We start from the raw sequence: 20,886 nt of genomic DNA, 5'->3' as shown, positions 1-20,886 counted from the left end.
CTTGAGCGCTCCCACCCATTATTTGGTGCCGCCAACGCTGCAACGCGCAGACAAATTGCCCCACGGTACCTGCGTCGATTGTAAATCCGTCGTCAACATCGGAGTTTTTTTTGATGGCACCGACAATAATTTTGAGCGCGACAAGGAAAAATCGGGCCATAGCAACGTGGCCCGTCTTTTTTTAGCATATAAAAATGATTATAAAAACGGACATTTCAGCCATTATGTCGCTGGCATTGGAACGGAATTCAATTTAATTTCCGAAAGCAAGCCCTCTTTCAGGGGGAGTCCATGGGGCGCGGGCGGCGAGGCGCGCATCGTATTCGGGCTGTTGCAGGTGTTGAATTCGTTGCACGCGTTCGTCAATGGAAACAGGCGGATGTTTGACGGCGAATGCGTCAAGGCGCTTGCGGGCGATCGCACTGTTGCGGAAACGAATCCCGACCAATGGCCGCCTGCGGCATTGACAGAAGAGGACAAGCTATTGACGGCGCTGGACCTGCCTAGCGGGCTGGTCGGCAATGCGACGCTGCGGCACGCTTTTTTGGCAAAGCACGCCGGGAAACTCGGCATGCAATTGGCGCGCAAGGAAACAACGCCGAATGTTTCTGGGGTTTATCTGGACGTGTTTGGTTTTTCACGCGGCGCTGCGGAGGCGCGCGTGTTTTGCACTTGGTTGTACGAGTCGCTATTAAAGGATGGCAAGCTTTGCGGCGTCCCCGCCTATGTGCGCTTCCTCGGCTTGTTCGATACGGTTGCCTCTGTCGGTCTCAGCGTAACCGGCCACAATTCGTGGGCGACGACCCAGAATTTGCGCATTCACCGCGCCGTTAAAAGTTGCGTCCATTATGTCGCCCTCCATGAATTTCGCAACAACTTCCCCTTGGACAGCGTGTGCGTGGACGGTGTCGTTCCTTCGAATTGCTGCGAGCAGCTCGCCCTCGGTAGCCACAGCGATGTGGGTGGCGGCTATGAGCCCGGGTCCCAAGGCAAGGGCGTTGTTTTGCAGGCGTCTGACCCGCGTACTCCGGAAAAATTGACGGCGACAAGGGCGGGTGGGGATAAATACAAATTGTCGCAACTGCCGCTGAATCTGATGCTCGCCGCCGCGCGCAAGGCGCGCGAGGCACACGGTACCGATGGCGACCCTTGGCTGGACTTTAAATCGGACGAGGGCGATCAGAAAAATCTGACAACAGAATTTGCCTGTGCCCCCGAAACCCAAGTGGCGGTGCAGCGCTATTTCGCCGGATGCGGCGTGGCTCCCGGTGTAAGCGTGGACCAGGCTTTCCGCGAACACATGACCCTGTATGTGGCGTGGCGCGTCGCCGTGACCTTGCAGAAGAACGGATTTCAATCCCTCCCCAGCGCTCAGTATGCGCAGACCACGGATGACCTCCACTCGTTTTACAAGCAAGGACAGGACATGTTCGCCGAGCAGATGAAGGCTATCGATGGCATGACGGGCATGCTGCGCAAACCCACGGAAGACGATTTTAAGGAAAGAAAGTATCACGGCAAGGCCGGCGAGATCCATAGGCGTGCCAAAGCCATGACCGTTGCGGCGGACATCGGCTTGTTTTTCGACCAGTATGTGCATGACTCTTACGCCGGCTTTATTTCAAAATTCGGCGACGGTTTCTTCATGGGAACGGCCCATGGCATCGCCGAACCTCGCCGGTATTTTTGTTATCGCCTGATGTACCAGGGCGACGACAGGCAGCTCAACGTCATGCTCCAGCAACCTCAACCGGCGCAGGAATACGCGTGACGCCGCGTTCATCCACCGCCACCGAAAGTATTGCATGTCACTGCATATTATTACCGTAGGCGACGACACCGATCACGGCGGCAAGGTAATCGGCGGTTCGCCCAACCACTCGATCGCCGGCAGGGCGATTGCGCGCGTTGGCGATCTGGTCGATTGCCCGCAACGCTATCCCGGCGGCCGGCCGCACGGCGTCAATCCGATTCTCGACGGCCACGCCACCTACAGCGTCGACGGCAAGGCGGTGGCGGTGGATGGCAGCGCCACAAGCTGCGGCTGCAAATTGATCGGCAGTGTCACCGCCACCGTCGACTAGTCCGCCTCGTCTGGCTATCGCGTCCGCTTGGCGGGCGGGAAGGGCGCCGGCATCGCCGGCCCGGCGCCGCAGCGCTTCAATGCGATCCGCATAGCGCCTGCTTGGCGGCGTTATGGTTACCGGGCGGCAGGCCGGCTTCCCCCGCTGTTTGCGAATATTTCTCTCATGATGCGACTCCTCCAGCGAAGGCGGCGCGCCGAATTGCAGAATCGTAGTTCCTTTTTTTGCAGCCGACGAGGCCCTATTACGTCTTGTGTGCGCCGCAACAAAATGATATATTTTCCCTCCCTTTGCTACTTAATTTCACATACCGCCATGGCCGATCTGCGTCGCCTGCCCAACCTCGCCGCCCTGCGCGCCTTCGAGGCGGCCGCCCGCCACGAGAACTTTTCCCGCGCCGCCGAGGAAATCCACGTCACCCACGGCGCCGTCAGCCACCAGGTGCGCGGCCTCGAGGAGGAGCTCGGCGTGGCGCTGTTCGTACGCAAGGGCAAGCGCCTGGCGGTGACGGCCGAGGGCCAGCGCTTCGCCGCCGTGGTGCGCAAGTCGCTGATGGAGATCGCCGTCGCGGCCGAGGCCCTGAAGGCGACGGCCGGGCAGAAGCGCCTGACCATCACGGCCATGCCCTCGTTCGCGGCGCGCTGGCTGGCTCCGCGGCTGGGCAACTTCATCGACCTGTATCCGGACGTTGAAGTGGTGCTGCAGTCGAGCGGCCAACTGGTCGACCTGGAGCGCCAGGCGGTCGACGTCGGCATCCGCTTCGGCGCCGGCAACTACCCCGGCCTGACAGTGGAAAAACTGATGTCGGACTATTACTATCCGGCCGTCAGCCCGCGTTTCAACGGCGGCAAGCTGCCGGCCACGCCGCACGAACTGGGCCAATACCACCTGCTGCGCGGCGACGACGAGCCCTGGCTGCCGTGGTTGCGCGCGGCCGGCACCGACGTCGCCGAGCCCAGCGGCGGCATCGTCTTCCACGACCTGGCCATGCTGATCCGCGCCGCCGCCAACGGCGACGGCATCGCGCTGGCGCGCCACGTCATCGTCATGCAGGAAATCGCCAGCGGCGAGCTGGTGCGCCTGTTCGACACCGCCGTCAAGTGCCCGTACGCCTACTACTTCGTCTGCACGCCGCAGGCGATGCTGCGCCCGGAGGTGGGCGCCTTCCGCAACTGGCTGTTCGCCCAGGTGGCGCAGTTCGACGCCAATTACGGTTGGCCTGAATTGCCGGAAAGTAACTTGCAGTCATACGAACATGACTACCGACGGGAGTGGCAATGAACTATAATTCGGCCGCGAAATATTTCATTTTTTATATTTTTCGCCGCGCCACCGCAGCCCGGTCGGCTATGTGAAATTAAGAGAACAAGCTCTCCGACGGGCGCGGCCGCGCCGGCGAAGCTGCCCAAGGTCGTCATCCTGGCCACCGGCGGCGCCATCGTCGGCAGCGGCGCCGACAGCGCCACCGCGCAGATGAAGGCGCCGCTGGTCGAGGCGCGCCGGCGCCTGTTTGCTGCCATACTGGGCGCCCGAACAACTTCGCGGCGGCCCGGCCCGCCGCCCCGGTGCCAATGGCTATCCTCTCCGACATCACCCTTTATCCGATCAAATCCTGCGCCGGCATCAGCCTGCGCGAGGCCACGCTGACGCGCGCCGGCCTGATGACGGACCAGATCTACGACCGCGAATGGATGGTCGTCGACGCCGCCGGCCACTTCCTGAGCCAGCGCGAGCATCCGCGCATGGCGCTGATCACGCCGCGCCTGAAGGCCGGCACGCTGGAGCTGCGCGCGCCCGGCATGCTGCGCCTGGAAATCGAACTCGGCCTGCCCGACCCGCACCTGGCGCCGACCTTGCAGGTGCAGGTGTGGGACGACCGCCTCACGGCCTACGATTGCGACGCCGTCACCGCCGCCTGGTTTTCCAACGCCGTCGGCGTGCCGTGCCGGCTGGTGCGCTTCCACCCGCACGCGCAACGACTGGCCAGCAGCAAGTGGACCGGCGCCGTCGCTGCCCCGACGCTGTTCTCGGACGGCTACCCGGTGCTGCTGGCCGGCGCCGCCTCGCTCGACGACCTCAACGACAAACTGCTGGCGGCCGGGCGCGCCGCGATCCCGATGAACCGCTTCCGGCCGAACCTGGTGCTGGCCGAGCTCGGCGCCTTCGAGGAGGATTACGTCGACACCTTCCAGTTCGGCGCCACCGCGCTGAAGCCGGTCAAACCCTGTTCGCGCTGCGCCATTCCGGCCAACGACCAGGCCAGCGGCGTGCCCGGCCCCGACCCGTTGGAGATCCTGCAAGGCTACCGCGCCAAGCCCGAGCTGGACGGCGCGATTTGCTTCGGCATGAACGCCATCGTCGTCGACGGCGGCGACGAACGCATCCGTGTCGGACAGGAAATCGGCGTCGAGTTGTCATTTTGATTCGCACTCATGCCGTATTTATACGTTTTGCCATATCCAAGCCGGCCAACTTGGCGTAATGTTCTAACTGGCCGGCGCGCCGCGGGCGGCGTCAGCCGCGCGCGCCGCTTGGGACGCTTTGGATAAGGGTTTGGATATGACGTACGATGTGACGGCAACGACGCCGCCGGCTGGCCTGGCAGAGGAAAACCAGAAGTTGCGCGAGCGCATGGCCGCTTTGCTGCAGCAAGCCGAGCAGAACCACGCGATCATGTGCCGGCACCAAGCCTTCGACTTGGAAATCGTCGGCGCCGCCACCTTTCCCGAATTGATCGGGACCATCTTCCGCACCTTGCCGGCGATCTCGGAACTCGACGGCGTGACCCTGAGCCTGCTCGACGAGGGCGGCGACATCTTGCACGTGATGGAGAAGCTGGGCGTCGACTTCGCCGATTTCCCGCAACTGATCTTCGTCGACGGCGAGGCCGCGCTGGGCTTCGGGCCGGGCGGCGCGGCGCAGGCGGCGTCGCCCAAGCCGCTGCTGGGACCGTACGCCGGCGGCGCCCACGGCGCGCTGTTCCCGGCGCCGCCGCAGCCGCTGCGCAGCGTGGCGCTGGTGCCGCTGCTGCGCAACCGGCGCCTGATCGGCAGCCTGAACCTGGCCAGCGCCGACGCCGCGCGCTTCACGGCCAGCCTGGGCACCGACTTCATCGAGCACATGGCGTCGATCATCGCGATCTGCCTGGAAAACGTCATCAGCAACGAGATGCTCAAGTACATCGGGCTGACCGACTCGCTCACCGGCGTCTACAACCGGCGCTACCTGGACCGCCGCCTGCCCGAGGAGATCGCGCGGGCGCGGCGCCAGCGCTACTGCATTTCCCTGATGTACATCGACATCGACCACTTCAAGCGCGTCAACGACAGCGTCGGCCACCAGGGCGGCGACGAGGTGCTGCGCGAAGTGGCCGAACGCATCAAGCACGAGCTGCGCCGCTCCGACGCGCTGGCCCGCTTCGGCGGCGAGGAATTCGTGGTGCTGTTGATTGACGCCGAACTCGACAGCGCGGTGGCGGTGGCCGAGCGCATCCGCGCCAGCATCGCCAACGCCCAGTTCGCGCTGGCGGCCGGGGTCGAGGTCGGCGCCAGCGTCTCGATCGGCGTCGCCAGCCTGGCCGGCGACGACCACGACATCTCGATCGAGGCGGTGGCGCAGCAACTGGTGGCGCACGCCGACAGCGCGCTGTACCAGGCTAAGCAGCGCGGCCGCAACCAGGTGGTCAGCTTCCGTTAGGGTGGGGGATTGCGCGGGCCGGCCGCGCTGGAAGCAAGCCGGGGCAAAGAGCCGGGCTCAAACCTCAATGCCGTTCACTTAACGTGTCGTAGTTCGGATTAGCGCGGCGTAATCCGACACGGTCCGCGGCGGCGCTTGTCGGGTTACGTCGTTCCGGCTAACCCGACCGACGACAATGCTTCGGCGATGTTAGCGCAGCAGCAGGCTCTCGGCGCGCAGGACGGCTTCGGCGCCGCCGCGCAGCACCACCACGTCGCCGGCCTCCAGCACCGTCGCCGCGTCGGCCTCCAGGCGCGCCTTGCCGCGGCGGATAGACGCCACCTCGGCGCCGCAGCCGGCCAGGTCGACCTGGCCCAGCGCCCGGCCGACGCCGCCGGCGCCCTGGCCCAGCGTGACCGAATGCAGGCGCACCAGGTCGGCGTCGTCGCCGACGTCGCTGGCGCCGTGGAAGTAGCCGCGCAGCGAGGCGTAGCGCGCCTCGCGCGCGGCCTGCACCCGGTGCACCACGCGCCGCAGCGGCACCCCCAGCATGATCAACGCGTGCGAGGCCAGCATCAGGCTGCCCTCCATCAATTCCGGCACCACCTCGGCGGCGCCGGCCGCCTTCAGCAGGTCGAGGTCGGTGTCGTCGTGGCTGCGCACGATCACCGGCAGCGTCGGCGCCAGCTCGTGCACCAGGTGCAGCACCCGCAGCGCCGACGGCGTGCTGGCGTAGGTGATGACGACCGCGCTGGCGCGGTAAATGCCGGCCGCGACTAGGCTTTCGCGCCGCGCCGCGTCGCCGTACGAGACGCTGGCGCCGGCGCTTTGCGCCTCCTGCACCCGCTCCGGGTCGAGGTCGAGCGCGTGGTAGTCGATCTTTTCCTCAGCCAGCAGGGTCGCCAGGCTTTGCCCGCTGCGCCCGAAGCCGGCGATGATCACGTGCTTCTGGGTCGACATGGTGCGCGTGGCGATGCGCGTCAGCGCCAGCGATTGCATCATCCATTCATTGCTCGACATCTTCATGACGATCTGGTCCGACTTGGCGATGATCAACGGCGCCACCAGCATCGACAGCACCATCGAGGCCAGCACCAGTTGGATCAGGAAGGGGTCCATCAACTCGACGCCGCCGGCCAGGTTGAGCATCACGAAGCCGAACTCGCCGGCCTGCGCCAGCGCCAGGCCGGTGCGCATCGACACGCCGTCGGAGGAGCCGAACAGCTTGGCCAGCCCGGCGATCAGGGCGAACTTGAGCAGCACCGGGCCGCATAGCAGCAACAGCACCAACCACCAGTTCTCCAGCACCAGGCGGACGTTGAGCAGCATGCCGACGGTAATGAAAAACAGTCCCAGCAGCACGTCGCGAAAGGGCTTGATGTCTTCCTCGACCTGGTGCTTGTATTCGGTTTCGGAGATCAGCATGCCGGCGACGAAGGCGCCCAGGGCCAGCGACAGGCCGGCGCGCTCGGTGATCCAGGCCGCCCCCAGTGTGATCAAGAGCAGGTTCAGCATGAACAATTCCTGCGAGCGCCGCTTGACGACGATGGCGAACCAGCCGCGCACCAGCTTCTGGCCGATCACCAGCAGCAGCAGCAGCACCACCACCGCCTTGGCGCTGGCCCAGCCCAGCGTGGCCAGCAGGTTGTCGGGGTTCTTCGCCAGCGAAGGGATGAGGATCAGCAGCGGCACCACGGCCAAGTCCTGGAACAGCAGGATGCCGATGATCTTGCGGCCGTGCTCGCTTTCCAGTTCGAGCCGCTCTGTCAGCATTTTTGACACGATCGCCGTCGACGACATCGCCAGCGCGCCGCCGAGGGCGAACGAGACTTGCCAGCTCAGGTGTATGTATCGCGGCAATTGCCCGGCGACCAGCCAGCCGAGCAGCATGGTGGCGGCGATCGTCGTCACCACCTGGGCCATGCCGAGGCCGAAGACGATGCGCCGCATCGCCATGAACTTGGGCAGGGAAAACTCCAGGCCGATCGAAAACATCAGGAACACCACGCCGAATTCCGCCAGCGCGGTGGTGGCGTGGCTCTCGGCGGCCAGGCCCAGCGCGTGCGGGCCGATGACGATGCCCACGGCCAGGTAGCCGAGCATCGGCGGCAGGTGCATCATGCGGAAGGCGACCACGCCGAGCACGGCGCTGCCGAGCAACAGCAGGGTCAGTTCAAGCGAGGAAAACATGGAATCGGCATGGCGCGTGGATGGATTTCGTTGTTTGTTGCGACTGGCAAGTTTTTTGCTTTCCTAATTCGTTTATACTTTGGGCATGAGTGTAACCCATGAAAAAACAATGCTGAAAGCTTTTGATGCAAACACCGCGCGGCGGGCGCTGCAACTGGCGCGCGAGACCCTGCAAATCGAGGCGGACGCCATCACCGCGCTGCACGCGCGCCTGGCCACCGACGACAGCGTCGGGCGCGCCGTCGCGCTGCTGCTGAACTGCGGCGGGCGGGTGGTCGTCTCCGGCATCGGCAAGTCCGGCCACGTCGGGCGCAAGATCGCCGCCACGCTGGCCTCGACCGGCACGCCGGCGATGTTCGTGCACCCGGCCGAGGCCGCCCACGGCGACCTCGGCATGGTGACCTCGCAGGACGCCTTCATCGCCATCTCGAACTCCGGCGAAACCGCCGAGCTGATGGCGATCGTGCCGATCGTCAAGCGCATGGGCGGCATCCTGATCGCCATGACCGGCAACCCCGGCTCCAGCCTGGCGCGGCTGGCCGACGTCCACCTCGACGTCTCGGTGGCCAAGGAAGCCTGCCCGCTGAACCTGGCGCCGACCGCCAGCACCACCGTCACGCTGGCGCTGGGCGACGCGCTGGCGGTGGCGCTGCTGGACCTGCGCGGCTTCAAGGAAGAGGATTTCGCCCGTTCGCACCCGGGCGGCGCGCTGGGCCGGCGCCTGCTGACCCACGTGCGCGACGTCATGCGCAGCGGCGCCGCCGTGCCGACGGTGCCGGTATCGGCGACGCTGACCGAGGCGCTGCTGGAAATCACCAAAAAGGGCATGGGCATGACGGCCGTGGTCGACGCCGAACAGCGCCCGCTGGGCGTGTTCACCGACGGCGACCTGCGCCGCCTGATCGAGAAGGTGCAGGACTTCACCAAGGTGGCGATCCGCGACGTGATGCACGCCAACCCGCATTGCATCGGGCCGGACCAACTGGCCGTCGACTCGGTCGCCGAGATGGAGAGCTTCAGCATCAACCAGATGCTGGTGGTGGACGCCGACGGCAAGCTGGTCGGCGCGCTGCACATCCACGACCTGACCCGCGCGAAGGTGATCTGATGACGACCGAAGACACGCTGCGCCGCGCGGCCCGGGTGCGCCTGATGATTTTCGACGTCGACGGCGTGCTTACCGACGGCAGCCTGCATTACGGCGAGGACGGCGAATCGATGAAAACCTTCAACGTCCACGACGGCCTGGGCATCAAGCTGCTGCAGGAATCGGGCGTGCAGACCGCGATCATCAGCGCGCGCCGCTCGCCGATCGTGGCGCGCCGCGCCGCCGACCTGGGCATCAGCCACGTGCACCAGGGCGGCCACGACAAGCTGACGCCGTTTCGCGCCCTGCTGGAAACGACCGGCTTGAGCGCCGAGCAGTGCGGCTTCATCGGCGACGACGTCGTCGACCTGCCGATACTGGCGCGGGTCGGTTTCGCCGTCAGCGTGCCCAACGGGCGCGACGACGTGCGCAACCGCGCCCACCACGTGACCCAGGCCGGCGGCGGCCGCGGCGCCGTGCGCGAAGTGTGCGAACTGCTGCTGCGCGCGCAGGGCAACTATGACAGCGTGCTGGCGCAGTTCCTCGTATGACGCGGCGCTCCCCCTTTCCGGCGGCGGTGCGCCATGCGTAAGCGCCAGCCCCATCCGCAGCGCTGGCGCACCGCGCTGACGCTGCTGGCCGGCGTCGTCTTCGCGCTCGGCAGCTTTTGGCTGCTGCAGGTGCTCAAGCAGCAGGGCCAGGACGGCGTCGTCGGGCAGCCGCGCAACGAGCCCGATTATTTCGTCGACAATTTCAGCGTCGTGCGCATGGGCGTGGACGGCAAGCCGGCCTACATCGTCTCCGGCGTCAAGCTGACCCACCGCCCGCTCGACGACTCGTCCGACATCGAGCGGCCGTACCTGCGCAAGCTGTCGCCGACGACGCCGCCAATGGACGCGCGCGCGCTGCGCGGTCGCATCGACCAGGACAGCAGCCGGGTCCAGCTGAACGGCAGCGTCGTGGTCGACCGGCCGGCCGGCCCGGGCGCGGCCAGCATGAACTTGAAGACCGAGGCGTTGACGGTGTTCCCCGACGCCGACCGCATGGAAACCGACCAGCCGGTGGTGCTGTTGCAGGGCGCCAGCCGCATGAGCGGGGTCGGCATGCGCGCCAACAACGCCACCGGCCAAATCGAGGTCGCGCAGCAGTTGCGCATTACCATTCCGCCGCCGCCGCGCTGACGCGGCCGCCGCCCTTTTACCCAGGAGTACGCAAATGAAGAAAATTGTGTTGTTGGCGCTGTTGTGCGCCGCCTTTGCCGGCGCCGCCCGCGCCGAAAAAGCCGATTCCACCAAGGAAACCGTGATCACCGCCGAGCAGGGCGTCGCCGACGAGGTCAAGCAAACCCGTACGCTGACCGGCAACGTCGTGCTGGTCAAGGGCACGCTGACGATGAAGGCCGGGCGCGCGCTGATCCTGGTCGACCCGCAGGGCTACCAGTTCGCCACCTTCTGGGCCGCGCCGGGCAAGCTGGCGACGTTCCGCCAGAAGCGCGACGGCGAGGGCGACCTGTGGGTCGAGGGCGAGGCCGAGCGCGTCGAATACGACGACAAGACCGAAATGGTCAAGCTGTTCTCGAAGGCCAAGCTGACCCGCCTCGAGGGCAGCAAGAAGACCGACGAGGCCGAGGGGCCGTTCATTTCCTACGACAGCCGCAAGGAGTTGTTCGCCATGGAAAACACCGCCAGCGGCGAAAGCAAGCCGGGCGGCGGCAGCGTGCGCATGGTGATCCAGCCGACCAAGAGCGCCGCTGCGGCGCAGGAGAAGAAGTGATGGAAGCGATCCACGGCGCCAGCACGCTGGTGGTGCGCGGCCTGCAAAAAAGCTACGGCAAGCGCCAGGTGGTGCACGACGTCTCGCTGCAGGTCGAGTGCGGCGAGGTGGTCGGCCTGCTGGGCCCCAACGGCGCCGGCAAGACCACCTCGTTCTACATGATCGTCGGCCTGGTGCCGTCGGACGCCGGCAGCATCGACATCAGCGGCGTCGACATTTCGCGCCTGCCGATCCACCGGCGCGCCCAGCTCGGCCTGTCCTACCTGCCGCAGGAGGCGTCGGTGTTTCGCAAGCTGACGGTGGAGGACAACATCCGCGCGGTGCTGGAAATCCAAAGCGTCGACGGGCGCGCGCTGAAAAAAGCCGAAATCGAGGCCAGGCTCGACACCCTGCTGGCCGACCTGCAAATCGAAAAGCTGCGCGAGAACCAGGCGCTGTCGCTGTCGGGCGGCGAGCGGCGCCGCGTCGAGATCGCGCGCGCGCTGGCCACCAACCCGCGCTTCGTGCTGCTCGACGAGCCCTTCGCCGGGGTCGACCCGATCGCCGTCATCGAGATCCAGCGCATCGTGCGCTTCCTCAAGGAGCGCGGCATCGGCGTGCTGATCACCGACCACAACGTGCGCGAAACGCTGGGCATCTGCGACCGCGCCTACATCATCAACCAGGGCTCGGTGCTGGCCTCGGGCCGGCCCGACGACATCATCGCCAACGAATCGGTGCGGCGGGTCTACCTGGGTGAACATTTCCGCATGTAAATCCGATGAAACAATCCCTGCAACTGCGCACCTCGCAGCACCTGGCGCTGACCCCGCAACTGCAGCAGTCGATCCGGCTGCTGCAGCTATCGACGCTGGAGCTGCACCAGGAGCTTGAGCAGTTGCTGGGCGAGAACCCGCTGCTGGAACGCCTCGACGACCCGCTCGACCGCTCGCTGCGGCTGCTGGCGGACGGCGCGCTGAGCCCGACCGGCGCGCCGCCACAGGACGGCGCGGCGGCGCCGGGGCAAGATAGCGCGCCGGCGGCCGACGCCGAACCCGCGTACGACGGCGCCGAGCACGCCGCCGCCGACAACGGCGACAGCGACTGGAGCGAGATCGGCCGCGGCAAGGCGCCCGACGACGAGGATTCCCGGCCGCAGCTCGAAGCGAGCCAGCGCACGCTGCGCGAACACCTGATGGAGCAAATGCGCGTCACCGTGCAGCCGCTGCGCGACCGCGCGCTGGTCGAGTTGATCATCGACGCGCTCGACGACAACGGCTACCTCGAGGAGCCGCTCGACGAGATCCTGGCGCGCCTGCCGGCCGAGCTGGACGTCGGGGCCGACGAGATGCGCACCGCGCTGGCGCTGCTGCAAAGCTTCGACCCGGCCGGCGTCGGCGCGCGCAACGCCTCCGAATGCCTGGCGCTGCAAATCAAACGCCTGCCGCGGATCGCCATGGTGACGCGGCGCATGGCGCTGCTGATCGTCGAGCGGCACCTGACCTGGTTCGCCCAGCGCGACTTCAACAAGCTGAAAAAGGCCCTGCTGTGCGACGACGAGGACTTGCGCGAGGCGCAGACGGTGATCCGCCAGTGCAACCCGCACCCGGGCGCGGTGTTCGCCGCCGACGTCTCCGACTACGTGGTGCCGGACGTCGTCGTCAAGCGCGCGCGCAACGGCTGGCACGTCAGCCTGAACCACGAGGTCATGCCGCGCCTGCGCGTCAACGCCATGTACGCCAACCTGCTCAAGCAGGGCAAGGGCGAGGGGGCGATGGGCGCCCAGTTGCAGGAGGCCAAGTGGCTGATCAAGAATATGCGCCAGCGCTTCGACACCATCCTGCGCGTGGCCCAGGCCATTGTTGAGAGGCAGAAAAATTTCTTCTCGCACGGGGCGGTGGCGATGAGACCCCTTGTGCTCCGTGAAATAGCTGATAAACTGGGTTTACACGAGAGTACTATTTCTCGGGTAACAACTCAGAAGTATATGCTGACCCCGCATGGCATGTTTGAGTTGAAATATTTCTTTGGTAGCCATGTCGCCACCGAAGCGGGGGGAGAGGCATCATCGACGGCGATACGGGCGCTTATTGTGCAATTGACAGGAGCTGAAGACCCGAAAAATCCTTTATCCGACAGTAAGATTGCGGACATGCTGGGAGAACAAGGCATGGTGATTGCGCGACGCACTGTTGCCAAATACCGGGAAGCGCTGAAGATCCCGCCAGTCAGTCTGCGAAAATCGTTGTAGTTTTACTTTGGTTCCTCTGCGCGCCAGAAGACCGGCGAAGGCACGAACCCGACATCATCTTTAGGAGTGTGTATGAATCTCACTATCAGCGGACATCATCTCGAAGTGACACCGGCCATCCGTGAATACGTACAAACCAAACTGGAGCGCGTGCAACGCCATTTCGATCAAGTCATTGATATTGCTGTCATTCTGACCGTAGACAATCTGAAAGAAAAAGATAAACGGCAAAAGGCCGAAATCAACCTGCGCATGTCCGGCAAGACCGTGTACGTGGAAAGCCTGTCGCAAGACCTGTACGCCGCCATCGACACCCTGATCGACAAACTGGACCGCCAGGTCATGAAGTACAAAACCAAAGTGCAAGAGCACGGTCACGAGGCGATCAAGCATCTGCCCGACACCTACGAAGCCGCCGCCGTCTAATCCGGCCCCCGCTTCCCACCCCGACTAAGGGCGCGTCTCGCGCCCTTTTTTGCGCCCGCGCCCGCGCCGCCGGTGCGCTAGTATACGTTCCTTTCCACCTGCCATCGACCCTGCCATGAGCGAATTCGTCCACACCTCCGTCCAGCACCGCACCGCGTGCATCGTCCTCGACCGCCCCAAGGCGCTGAACTCGTTGTCGCTGGCGATGGTGCGCCAGCTCGCCGCGGCCCTGCTGGCCTGGCGCGACGACGCCGGCGTCGACGCCGTGGTCATCAAGAGCAGCAGCGAGAAGGCCTTCTGCGCCGGCGGCGACATCCGTTTTTTCTACGACGCCGGGCGCGCCACGCCGCTGGCCGGCAGCGCCCTGCTGGAGGACTTCTTCAGCGAGGAATACGCGCTGAACCACCTGATCCACTTTTATCCGAAGCCCTACGTGGCCCTGCTCGACGGCGTGGTGATGGGCGGCGGCATGGGCGTGGCCCAGGCCGGCCCGGCCAGCCGCGTGCGGGTGGTAAGCGAGCGCACCAAGATGGCCATGCCGGAGGTGAACATCGGCCTGTTCCCCGACGTCGGCGGCAGCTATTTCCTGTCGCGCGCGCCGGACCGGCTGGGCCTCTACCTGGGCTTGACCGGGCTGACGATAGGCGCGGCCGACGCGCTGCACGCCGGCCTGGCCGACCACTTCGTGCCGCAAGCCCAGAATGCGGCGCTCACGGCGCTGATCGCGGCCACCCCGGGCGCGTTGCTGCCCGCCGCGATCGCCGCCTTCGCGGCGCCGTTCCAGGCCGAGGCGGGCGCCAGCGCGCTGCGCCAAGAGGCCGCCGCGCTGGCGCGGCATTTCGGCGCCGACTCGGTGGCCGGCATCGTGGCGTCGCTGGAGGGCGACGCCTCGCCCTTCGCGCAAAAGACGCTGGCGGCGATGGCGCAGCGCTCGCCGTTGATGATGTCGGTGACGTTTGAGCTGCTGCGCCGCGGCGCCGCGCTGGGGGTGGCCGATTGCCTGCGCATGGAGCGCACCGTGGTGCGCCACAACTTCGCGCACGGCGAGGTCATCGAGGGCGTGCGCGCGCTCGTCATCGACAAGGACAACGCGCCGCGCTGGTCGCCGCCGACGCTGGCCGAGGTGACGCCGCAGATGGTGGCGGGCTTCTTCGCGCCGGTGTGGCCGGCGCACGCGCATCCGCTGCGCGAGCTGGCGTAGGCCGGCGGCTCCGCCGCTACGGTTGTTCGCGGTGGCGCAATACCACCTGTTCGGTCGGGCCGAAGTGCTGCGCCAGGCGCTCGGCCATGTACACCGAGCGGTGCTGGCCGCCGGTGCAGCCGACCGCCACCGTCAGGTAGCTGCGGTTGTCGGTCTTGAACGAGGGCAGCCATTTGGCGAGGAAGGCGCGGATGTCGCCGAGCAGCTCGGCCGCCGCCGGCTGGGCGTCGAGGAAGGCGATCACCGGCGCGTCGCGCCCGGTCAGCGGGCGCAGCGCCAGGTCGTAATACGGGTTCGGCAGCGCGCGCACGTCGAACACGAAGTCGGCGTCCAGCGGCACGCCCAGCTTGAAGGCGAACGATTCGAAAAACAGCGTCAACGGCGCGCGGTCGACGGCGACGATTTCCTTGATCCAGCCGCGCAGTTTGTTGGCGCTCAATTCCGACGTGTCGATCACATGGCCCAGTTGTTCGATCGTCGACAGGCGTTCGCGCTCTTCGGATATGCATTCGATCAGGGTGCGCCGCGCCGCCGGGTTCTGGCCGGGGCGCAGTTCGTGCGACAGTGGATGGCTGCGGCGGGTTTCGGAAAAGCGCGCCACCAGCGAGTGCGTGGTGGCGGTCAGGAACATGACCTTGACGTCGTGGCCGTCCTGCTTGAGCCGGCCGACGTCGTGCGGCAGACTGGCCAGCGAGGCGGCGCTGCGGGCGTCGACGGCGACCGCCAGCGACTCGGTGCCTTCCTGTAGCAAGGTCGATACGAGCTGGCTCAGCAGCGCTGGCGGCAAGTTGTCCACGCAATAATAACCGGCGTCTTCGAGCACGTTCAGCGCGACCGATTTGCCGGATCCGGAGATACCAGTGATGAGGACTATATGCATAGGCCTTGATCATACAATAAGATCAAACACGGCGCTGAAAGCAAGCTGCTGTACATCCGATGGCAGATGCCATGCCGCCGGCCGGCCGCGCTAGTCGCCGCTCATCGCCTGGCGCTGGCGCTCCATGAATTCCTGCAGCGTGTCGATGCCGCGCAGTTGCAAGATGGTGTTGCGCACCGCCGCCTCCAGCAGCACCGCGATGTTGCGCCCGGCCGCCACCGGAATGACGACCTTGCGCACCGGCAGGCCCAGCACGTCCTCGGTGGGGAACAGGAAGGGCAGGCGCTCGACCTCCTCCTCCAGCGCGCTGCGGCGCACCAGGTGCACGATCAGCTTCAGGCGCATCTTGCGGCGCACCGCCGTTTCGCCGAAGATCGCCTTGATGTCGAGCAGGCCCAGGCCGCGCACCTCGAGCAGGTTTTGCAGCAGCGGCGGGCAGCGGCCCTCGATCATGTTCGGCGCGATGCGCGAGAATTCGACGGCGTCGTCGGCCACCAGGCCGTGGCTGCGCGAAATCAATTCCAGGCCCAGCTCGCTTTTGCCGAGCCCGGAATCGCCGGTGATCAGCACGCCCACGCCCAGCACGTCCATGAAGACGCCGTGCATGATAATGCGCTGCGCCAGTTTCTTCGACAGGTAGACGCGCAGGAAGTCGATCACCTGGGCCGCCGGCAGCGGGGTGGAAAACAGCGGAATGTTTTTTTCATCGCAGATGGCGAGGATGTCGGGCGGCGTTTCCAGGCCCTGGGCGATAATCAGCGCCGGCGGCCCGCCGGCGATCAACTCGCCAATGATGTGGCTGCGCGAGCCGGACTTCAAGCGCTGGTAGTAATTGATTTCCTGGTGGCCGAAGACCTGGATGCGGCCCGGGTGGATCAGGTTCAAATGGCCGACCTGGTCGGCGGCCGAGGCGACGTCGCCGGAAATGAGCCGTTCGCCGCCGGGAAAGCCGGCGAACCAGCCCAGTTGCAGGCTTTCACGGTTGTCGTCGTACAGGCGTTGGATCGTCAGCGGTGTTTGCAGCATGCGCGGGCTCACTCAGGAATGGATAGTCACGCGCAGTGTAGCGCAGTTTAGCCCGCCGCCTGCAGACTGGGTTGCCAGTTGATAATGCGCGCGTGCACCGATTTCGGGTCCGGGTCGGTCGCCAGCGCGGTGCGGAAGGCGTCGTCGGAAAACATTTCGGCGATTTCCGACAGGATTTCCAGATGCTGCTGGGTAACGTGGTCCGGAATCAGCAGGAAGAACAGCAGGTTCACCGGCTTGCCGTCGGGCGATTCGAACGGAATCGGCTCGGCCAGACGCACGAACGCGGCCAGCGGCGCCTTGAGCGTCTTCATGCCCTTGATGCGGCCGTGCGGCACGGCCACGCCATGCCCCAGCCCGGTGGAACCGAGGCGCTCGCGGGCAAACAGGTTGTCCGACACGGTGGAGCGGGCGATGCCGCAATTGTTCTCGAAAATCAGACCGGCTTGTTCAAAGGCGCGCTTCTTGCTGGACACTTCCAGGTCGAGCAGGACGTTTTCGAGAGATAATATTTTGCTGAGGTTAGTCATAACACTAAGTGAAATGGTGCGGTGCACAAAAGGGGCTTGCGAGCAGAATTATAGGCTTGTTTTTGCGCCGTGTAACATGAATTCTGTTGCCGCCACAACCGCCTCAGTCCGCTTGAAGGCGAACCGGGGCCGGCGGCCGCGGCGTCCGCACTCGGGCGGGCCGTGGCTTCGCTATTTCTGGCGCGAAATACGCTGTCTTGCCGATTTTTCCATTCTACATGACTGTTTCGCCAATTATTCAACGCCGGGGCCGGCTCCGGCGGATTTCCAGTAACTTATTACATTGTAAATGAAAACGCGGTCGGTGCCGCTTGCCTGGAAGGTAGGGGCATTGCACCAGCCAGTCAAGGCGCGCGGCGCGCGAACGCGCGCGCGTTTGCGCCGCGTCAAGCGGCGATCGTGCGCGCGCCCTTGACGCGTTTGAACAAGCCCACGTAGCGGAATTCGCCCGTTGCGCCCTGGGCTGGCCGGCCGCTCCGTTTCGGCCGCTACTGGCGGGCGTTGCGCAGGTTGGGCGGACGCTGGCCGGTGCTGAAGTTGCTGCGCCATGGGTTGATGTCGAGTCCGCCGCGGCGGGTGTAACGGGCGTACACGGCCAGTTTTTGCGGCGCGCACTGGCGCAGGATGTCGACGAAGATGCGTTCGACGCATTGCTCGTGGAACTCGTTGTGCTCGCGGAAACCGATCAGGTACTTGAGCAGGCTTTCCTGGTCGATCTGCGGCCCGGCGTAATGGATTTGCACGCTGCCCCAGTCCGGCTGGCCGGTGACCAGGCAATTCGATTTGAGCAGATGCGACAGCAGTTTTTCCTCGACCGGCGCCTCGTCCAGCGCCGCCTTGAGCAGCAGCGGCGACGGCGTGTACTGGTCGATGTCGATGTCGAGGCGGTCCAGCAGCAAGCCGTCGAGTTCGCCCATTTTCAAGCCGGCGAACTGTTCCTGCAAGGTCAGCGCGACCTGCACCGGCGCGCCGAAGCCGCCCGACAGGTCTTGCTGCAGCAGCGCCTGCAGGGCGTCGGCGCTGGCCAGTTTGGTCTGGTTGAAGGAGTTCAGGTAGAGCTTGAACGACTTCGACTCGACGATATTGGGCGAGTCGGCCGGCACGGTGACGCGGGCGATCGCCACCTGCGGCTTGCCGCGCAGGTTGAGCCATGACAGCTCGTAGGCGTTCCAGATGTCGACGCCGAAAAAGGGCAGGGTGCCGTGCAATTGCAGCTCGTCGCGCTTGCCCTGGCGGGGAATCGGGAACAGCAGTTCGGGGGCGTAGTCGCTGCGGTAGGCGGCGCTTTTGCCCAGCGGGGAGAGGTCGGCGGAATTGGTCATGGTGATTTGAAGGTAAGGTGCCGCCGGCTGGCAGCGAAGCAGCGGCGTGAATCTGGGGTCGGGCCTTCTCGCCTTGGCGCTGAGGGTCCGACCCCGGCTGTGCGCCGCCGGTTTTTGCGTATGCCGGCGGCGCGCGGGTGCAGCCCGCCCTCTGGTCGTGGGATTATCCCAGGAACAGCTTGTAGACGGGGTTGCTGCTTTCGTCCCAGTAGCGGTAGCCGAGGGTGGTCAGGAATTGGCCGAACTCGCCCATTTCGTCCTGCGGCACCTGCAGGCCGATGAGGATGCGGCCGACGTCGCCGCCCTGGCTGCGGTAATGGCACAGCGAAATGTTCCAGTTCGGCGCCATGCTGTCGAGGAAGCGCATCAGCGCGCCCGGGCGTTCCGGGAACTCGAAGCGGTACAGCAGCTCGTCCTGGGCCAGGCGGCTCTTGCCGCCGACCAGGTGGCGGATGTGCGACTTGGCCAGCTCGTCGTGGGTCAAGTCGAGCGTCTTGAACTCGTGCTCCTCGAACTTGCGCGCCAGCACGCCCGATTCGTTGCGGTTGGCGATCTGCACGCCGACAAACACGTGCGCCTGGCTCTCGTCGCTGATGCGGTAGTTGAACTCGGTGACGTTGCGCGCGCCCACCAACTGGCAGAAGCGCTTGAAGCTGCCGCGCTGCTCCGGCATCGTCACGGCGAACACCGCCTCGCGCGACTCGCCCAGCTCGGCGCGTTCGGCAACGAAGCGCAGGCGGTCGAAATTCATGTTGGCGCCGCAGGCGATCGTCACCAGCGTTTCGTTCTGGACCGGATGCTTGCTCAGGCTGGCGCGCTCGATGTACGCCTTGGCGCCGGCGATGGCCAGCGCGCCGGCCGGCTCCAGGATGCTGCGGGTGTCGGTGAAGACGTCCTTGATGGCGGCGCAGATGGCGTCGGTGTCGACGATGATGACCTCGTCGACGTACAACTGCGCCAGGCGGAAGGTTTCCTCGCCGACCAGGCGCACCGCGGTGCCGTCGGAAAACAGGCCGACGTCGGGCAGCGTCACGCGCTCGCCGGCCTTCAGGCTGCGCGCCATCGCGTCCGAGTCCAGCGTCTGCACGCCGATGATCTTGATGTCGGGGCGGATCTGCTTGACGTAGGCGGCCACGCCGGAGATCAGGCCGCCGCCGCCGATGGCGATGAAGATGGCGTGGATCGGGCCGGCGTGCTGGCGCAGGATTTCCATGCCGATGGTGCCCTGGCCGGCGATAACGTCGGGATCGTCGAACGGGTGCACGAAGGTCAGCTTCTGCTCTTTTTCCAAGGTCAGCGCGTGGTTGTAGGCGTCGGTGTAGGAGTCGCCAAACAGCACCACCTCGACGTTGGCGCCGCCGCGCGCCTTAACCGCGTCGATCTTCACCGGCGGCGTGGTGGTCGGCATCACCACCAGCGCGCGGCAGCCGAGCCGGGCCGCCGACAGCGCCACGCCCTGGGCGTGGTTGCCGGCCGAGGCGCAGATGACGCCGCGCTTGAGTTGCGCCTCGCTCAGGTGGGCCATCTTGTTGTAGGCGCCGCGCACCTTGAAGCTGAACACGCTCTGCATGTCCTCGCGCTTGAAGTAAATCCGGTTTTCCAGGCGCTGCGACAGCGCCGGCGCGAACTCCAGCGGGGTTTCAATGGCGACGTCGTAGACGCGGGCGGTCAGGATTTTCTTCAGATAGTCGATAGTCATAGTCTGCAAACAGAGTGATTCTGGGCCAGAGGGTCTGGAACGTGTTCGGTGGAGCAAAGACGTGCTGGTCGCGGCGGGTAGCCGAAGCGGGCGCCGCGGCGGCCGCCGGCCGGTGGGCCTGGCGCCAGCGTGCGGCGATTCTCGATTGTACTGTGCGGGTGTTGCGCTTCATTATAATGGACACCTTTCGCCTACCTCAAAGAGTTCGATGATCGAATCTACAATCGCCTGGTTGCTGCACCTGTTGGCGGCGCCCGAAGTGGGGCTGACGTCGGTCTTCATCATCAGTTTTATCTCGGCCACGCTGCTGCCGCTGGGCTCGGAGCCGGCGGTGTTCGCCGTCGTCAAGGCCAACCCCGCGTTGTTCTGGCCGGTGATCCTGACCGCCACCGTCGGCAACACCCTCGGCGGCATGGTCGACTACTGGCTCGGCTACCGCGCCAAGGTGGCCTTCGCCAAGGAGCGCGACACGCGCTGGTTCCGCTGGCTGGCGCGCTACGGCGCCAAGACCATGCTGCTGGCCTGGTTGCCCGGCATCGGCGACCCGCTGTGCACGCTGGCCGGCTGGCTCAAGCTGCCGTTCTGGCCCAGCGTCGCCTACATGGCGGCGGGCAAGCTGGCGCGCTACCTGACCATGACGAGCCTGCTGTTGTTCGTGCCCGACGGCGTCTGGCAACGGATCGGACAACTGCTGGGCTAAAGCCGCCGCGGCCGACGGGATTGTTTATTTGCAATAATAGCCTTTTGTTGGCAGGATCTATCA

General features: G+C 65.5%; 20 protein-coding genes. 14 read left to right on the top strand and 6 right to left on the bottom strand.

The features are described from left to right. The first annotated feature begins 1 nt into the window (after position 1). The 5 genes from JANGC3_RS0117530 to JANGC3_RS0117510 all read left to right on the top strand — a co-directional run bounded on the left by JANGC3_RS0117530 (position 2) and on the right by JANGC3_RS0117510 (position 5,780). On the top strand, positions 2 to 1,771 hold the full coding sequence (locus tag JANGC3_RS0117530) for a T6SS phospholipase effector Tle1-like catalytic domain-containing protein (protein ID WP_081611895.1): 1,770 nt from the start codon (positions 2 to 4) through the stop codon (positions 1,769 to 1,771). 34 nt (positions 1,772 to 1,805) lie between these two features. After that, entirely contained in the window at positions 1,806 to 2,084 is a 279-nt protein-coding gene (locus tag JANGC3_RS0117525) for a PAAR domain-containing protein (protein WP_017877796.1), read from the top strand. 315 nt (positions 2,085 to 2,399) lie between these two features. Then, a complete protein-coding gene (gene gcvA, locus JANGC3_RS0117520; protein WP_017877795.1) occupies positions 2,400 to 3,365 on the top strand; it encodes a transcriptional regulator GcvA in 966 nt (321 codons plus the stop codon). 290 nt (positions 3,366 to 3,655) lie between these two features. After that, positions 3,656 to 4,507: an MOSC domain-containing protein gene (locus JANGC3_RS0117515; RefSeq protein WP_017877794.1), complete on the top strand. Its 852-nt coding sequence runs from the start codon at positions 3,656 to 3,658 to the stop codon at positions 4,505 to 4,507. A 136-nt stretch (positions 4,508 to 4,643) separates the two neighbouring features. Beyond that, positions 4,644 to 5,780 carry a GGDEF domain-containing protein gene (locus tag JANGC3_RS0117510; protein ID WP_017877793.1) on the top strand — a complete coding sequence of 379 codons (1,137 nt, stop codon included), beginning with the start codon at positions 4,644 to 4,646 and terminating at the stop codon, positions 5,778 to 5,780. 189 nt (positions 5,781 to 5,969) lie between these two features. Here JANGC3_RS0117510 and JANGC3_RS0117505 read toward each other — a convergent pair whose 3' ends face one another. Next, positions 5,970 to 7,949 (bottom strand): monovalent cation:proton antiporter family protein, encoded by a 1,980-nt coding sequence (locus JANGC3_RS0117505; protein WP_017877792.1) that lies wholly within the window; start codon positions 7,947 to 7,949, stop codon positions 5,970 to 5,972. 85 nt (positions 7,950 to 8,034) lie between these two features. On the opposite strand from JANGC3_RS0117505, the gene JANGC3_RS0117500 reads away from it, so the two are divergent. The 8 genes from JANGC3_RS0117500 (at position 8,035) to JANGC3_RS0117465 (ending at position 14,666) form a co-directional block, all read left to right on the top strand. Beyond that, positions 8,035 to 9,057 carry a KpsF/GutQ family sugar-phosphate isomerase gene (locus JANGC3_RS0117500; RefSeq protein WP_035787786.1) on the top strand — a complete coding sequence of 341 codons (1,023 nt, stop codon included), beginning with the start codon at positions 8,035 to 8,037 and terminating at the stop codon, positions 9,055 to 9,057. Further along, entirely contained in the window at positions 9,057 to 9,587 is a 531-nt protein-coding gene (locus tag JANGC3_RS0117495; RefSeq protein WP_017877790.1) for a KdsC family phosphatase, read from the top strand. Before JANGC3_RS0117500 ends, JANGC3_RS0117495 begins: the two co-directional genes overlap by 1 nt. A gap of 33 nt (positions 9,588 to 9,620) precedes the next feature. After that, a complete protein-coding gene (gene lptC / locus JANGC3_RS0117490; protein ID WP_017877789.1) occupies positions 9,621 to 10,217 on the top strand; it encodes an LPS export ABC transporter periplasmic protein LptC in 597 nt (198 codons plus the stop codon). Between the two features lie 34 nt (positions 10,218 to 10,251). Further along, entirely contained in the window at positions 10,252 to 10,809 is a 558-nt protein-coding gene (gene lptA, locus JANGC3_RS0117485) for a lipopolysaccharide transport periplasmic protein LptA (protein WP_017877788.1), read from the top strand. Next, complete coding sequence (gene lptB, locus JANGC3_RS0117480; protein WP_017877787.1) at positions 10,809 to 11,564, top strand: LPS export ABC transporter ATP-binding protein; 756 nt, start codon at positions 10,809 to 10,811, stop codon at positions 11,562 to 11,564. The genes lptA and lptB overlap by 1 nt, the downstream gene beginning before the upstream one ends. A gap of 5 nt (positions 11,565 to 11,569) precedes the next feature. Further along, positions 11,570 to 13,039 carry an RNA polymerase factor sigma-54 gene (locus JANGC3_RS0117475; protein ID WP_017877786.1) on the top strand — a complete coding sequence of 490 codons (1,470 nt, stop codon included), beginning with the start codon at positions 11,570 to 11,572 and terminating at the stop codon, positions 13,037 to 13,039. Between the two features lie 72 nt (positions 13,040 to 13,111). Next, positions 13,112 to 13,465 (top strand): ribosome hibernation-promoting factor, HPF/YfiA family, encoded by a 354-nt coding sequence (hpf, locus tag JANGC3_RS0117470; RefSeq protein WP_026133122.1) that lies wholly within the window; start codon positions 13,112 to 13,114, stop codon positions 13,463 to 13,465. 115 nt (positions 13,466 to 13,580) lie between these two features. Beyond that, the gene (locus JANGC3_RS0117465) at positions 13,581 to 14,666 is read left to right on the top strand and encodes an enoyl-CoA hydratase/isomerase family protein (protein ID WP_017877784.1); all 1,086 of its coding nucleotides are present in this window, start codon (positions 13,581 to 13,583) and stop codon (positions 14,664 to 14,666) included. Positions 14,667 to 14,682: 16 nt separating this feature from the next. Here the strand turns inward: JANGC3_RS0117465 and rapZ are convergent, their stop codons facing one another. From rapZ to ilvA, 5 genes are all read right to left on the bottom strand, one after another. After that, positions 14,683 to 15,546: an RNase adapter RapZ gene (rapZ, locus tag JANGC3_RS0117460; protein ID WP_017877783.1), complete on the bottom strand. Its 864-nt coding sequence runs from the start codon at positions 15,544 to 15,546 to the stop codon at positions 14,683 to 14,685. Positions 15,547 to 15,636: 90 nt separating this feature from the next. Continuing rightward, complete coding sequence (gene hprK / locus JANGC3_RS0117455; protein ID WP_017877782.1) at positions 15,637 to 16,572, bottom strand: HPr(Ser) kinase/phosphatase; 936 nt, start codon at positions 16,570 to 16,572, stop codon at positions 15,637 to 15,639. A 47-nt stretch (positions 16,573 to 16,619) separates the two neighbouring features. After that, positions 16,620 to 17,102: a PTS sugar transporter subunit IIA gene (locus JANGC3_RS0117450; protein ID WP_017877781.1), complete on the bottom strand. Its 483-nt coding sequence runs from the start codon at positions 17,100 to 17,102 to the stop codon at positions 16,620 to 16,622. A gap of 488 nt (positions 17,103 to 17,590) precedes the next feature. Beyond that, complete coding sequence (gene queF / locus JANGC3_RS0117445; protein ID WP_017877780.1) at positions 17,591 to 18,424, bottom strand: NADPH-dependent 7-cyano-7-deazaguanine reductase QueF; 834 nt, start codon at positions 18,422 to 18,424, stop codon at positions 17,591 to 17,593. 163 nt (positions 18,425 to 18,587) lie between these two features. Then, complete coding sequence (gene ilvA, locus JANGC3_RS0117440; protein ID WP_017877779.1) at positions 18,588 to 20,123, bottom strand: threonine ammonia-lyase, biosynthetic; 1,536 nt, start codon at positions 20,121 to 20,123, stop codon at positions 18,588 to 18,590. A 208-nt stretch (positions 20,124 to 20,331) separates the two neighbouring features. Here ilvA and JANGC3_RS0117435 point away from each other — a divergent pair, with 208 nt between their 5' ends. Next, positions 20,332 to 20,823: a YqaA family protein gene (locus JANGC3_RS0117435; protein ID WP_017877778.1), complete on the top strand. Its 492-nt coding sequence runs from the start codon at positions 20,332 to 20,334 to the stop codon at positions 20,821 to 20,823. Positions 20,824 to 20,886: the final 63 nt, after the last annotated feature.

The organism is Janthinobacterium sp. CG3 (assembly GCF_000344615.1).
Taxonomy (GTDB): domain Bacteria; phylum Pseudomonadota; class Gammaproteobacteria; order Burkholderiales; family Burkholderiaceae_D; genus Janthinobacterium.
Note: the sequence above shows the minus strand (reverse complement) of the source record. Positions and strands in the feature narration are given on the sequence as shown.

Excerpts from the sequence above, each read along its gene's own strand:
- JANGC3_RS0117525 (WP_017877796.1), top strand. The coding sequence starts at position 1,806 with ATGTCACTGCATATTATTACCGTAGGCGACGACACCGATCACGGCGGC.
- lptA (WP_017877788.1), top strand. The coding sequence starts at position 10,252 with ATGAAGAAAATTGTGTTGTTGGCGCTGTTGTGCGCCGCCTTTGCCGGC.
- JANGC3_RS0117505 (WP_017877792.1), bottom strand. The coding sequence starts at position 7,949 with ATGTTTTCCTCGCTTGAACTGACCCTGCTGTTGCTCGGCAGCGCCGTG.
- JANGC3_RS0117450 (WP_017877781.1), bottom strand. The coding sequence starts at position 17,102 with ATGACTAACCTCAGCAAAATATTATCTCTCGAAAACGTCCTGCTCGAC.
- hpf (WP_026133122.1), top strand. The coding sequence starts at position 13,112 with ATGAATCTCACTATCAGCGGACATCATCTCGAAGTGACACCGGCCATC.
- JANGC3_RS0117515 (WP_017877794.1), top strand. The coding sequence starts at position 3,656 with ATGGCTATCCTCTCCGACATCACCCTTTATCCGATCAAATCCTGCGCC.
- rapZ (WP_017877783.1), bottom strand. The coding sequence starts at position 15,546 with ATGCATATAGTCCTCATCACTGGTATCTCCGGATCCGGCAAATCGGTC.
- JANGC3_RS0117475 (WP_017877786.1), top strand. The coding sequence starts at position 11,570 with ATGAAACAATCCCTGCAACTGCGCACCTCGCAGCACCTGGCGCTGACC.
- gcvA (WP_017877795.1), top strand. The coding sequence starts at position 2,400 with ATGGCCGATCTGCGTCGCCTGCCCAACCTCGCCGCCCTGCGCGCCTTC.
- queF (WP_017877780.1), bottom strand. The coding sequence starts at position 18,424 with ATGACCAATTCCGCCGACCTCTCCCCGCTGGGCAAAAGCGCCGCCTAC.
- lptC (WP_017877789.1), top strand. The coding sequence starts at position 9,621 with ATGCGTAAGCGCCAGCCCCATCCGCAGCGCTGGCGCACCGCGCTGACG.
- JANGC3_RS0117510 (WP_017877793.1), top strand. The coding sequence starts at position 4,644 with ATGACGTACGATGTGACGGCAACGACGCCGCCGGCTGGCCTGGCAGAG.
- lptB (WP_017877787.1), top strand. The coding sequence starts at position 10,809 with ATGGAAGCGATCCACGGCGCCAGCACGCTGGTGGTGCGCGGCCTGCAA.
- JANGC3_RS0117500 (WP_035787786.1), top strand. The coding sequence starts at position 8,035 with ATGAGTGTAACCCATGAAAAAACAATGCTGAAAGCTTTTGATGCAAAC.
- hprK (WP_017877782.1), bottom strand. The coding sequence starts at position 16,572 with ATGCTGCAAACACCGCTGACGATCCAACGCCTGTACGACGACAACCGT.
- JANGC3_RS0117495 (WP_017877790.1), top strand. The coding sequence starts at position 9,057 with ATGACGACCGAAGACACGCTGCGCCGCGCGGCCCGGGTGCGCCTGATG.
- ilvA (WP_017877779.1), bottom strand. The coding sequence starts at position 20,123 with ATGACTATCGACTATCTGAAGAAAATCCTGACCGCCCGCGTCTACGAC.
- JANGC3_RS0117435 (WP_017877778.1), top strand. The coding sequence starts at position 20,332 with ATGATCGAATCTACAATCGCCTGGTTGCTGCACCTGTTGGCGGCGCCC.
- JANGC3_RS0117465 (WP_017877784.1), top strand. The coding sequence starts at position 13,581 with ATGAGCGAATTCGTCCACACCTCCGTCCAGCACCGCACCGCGTGCATC.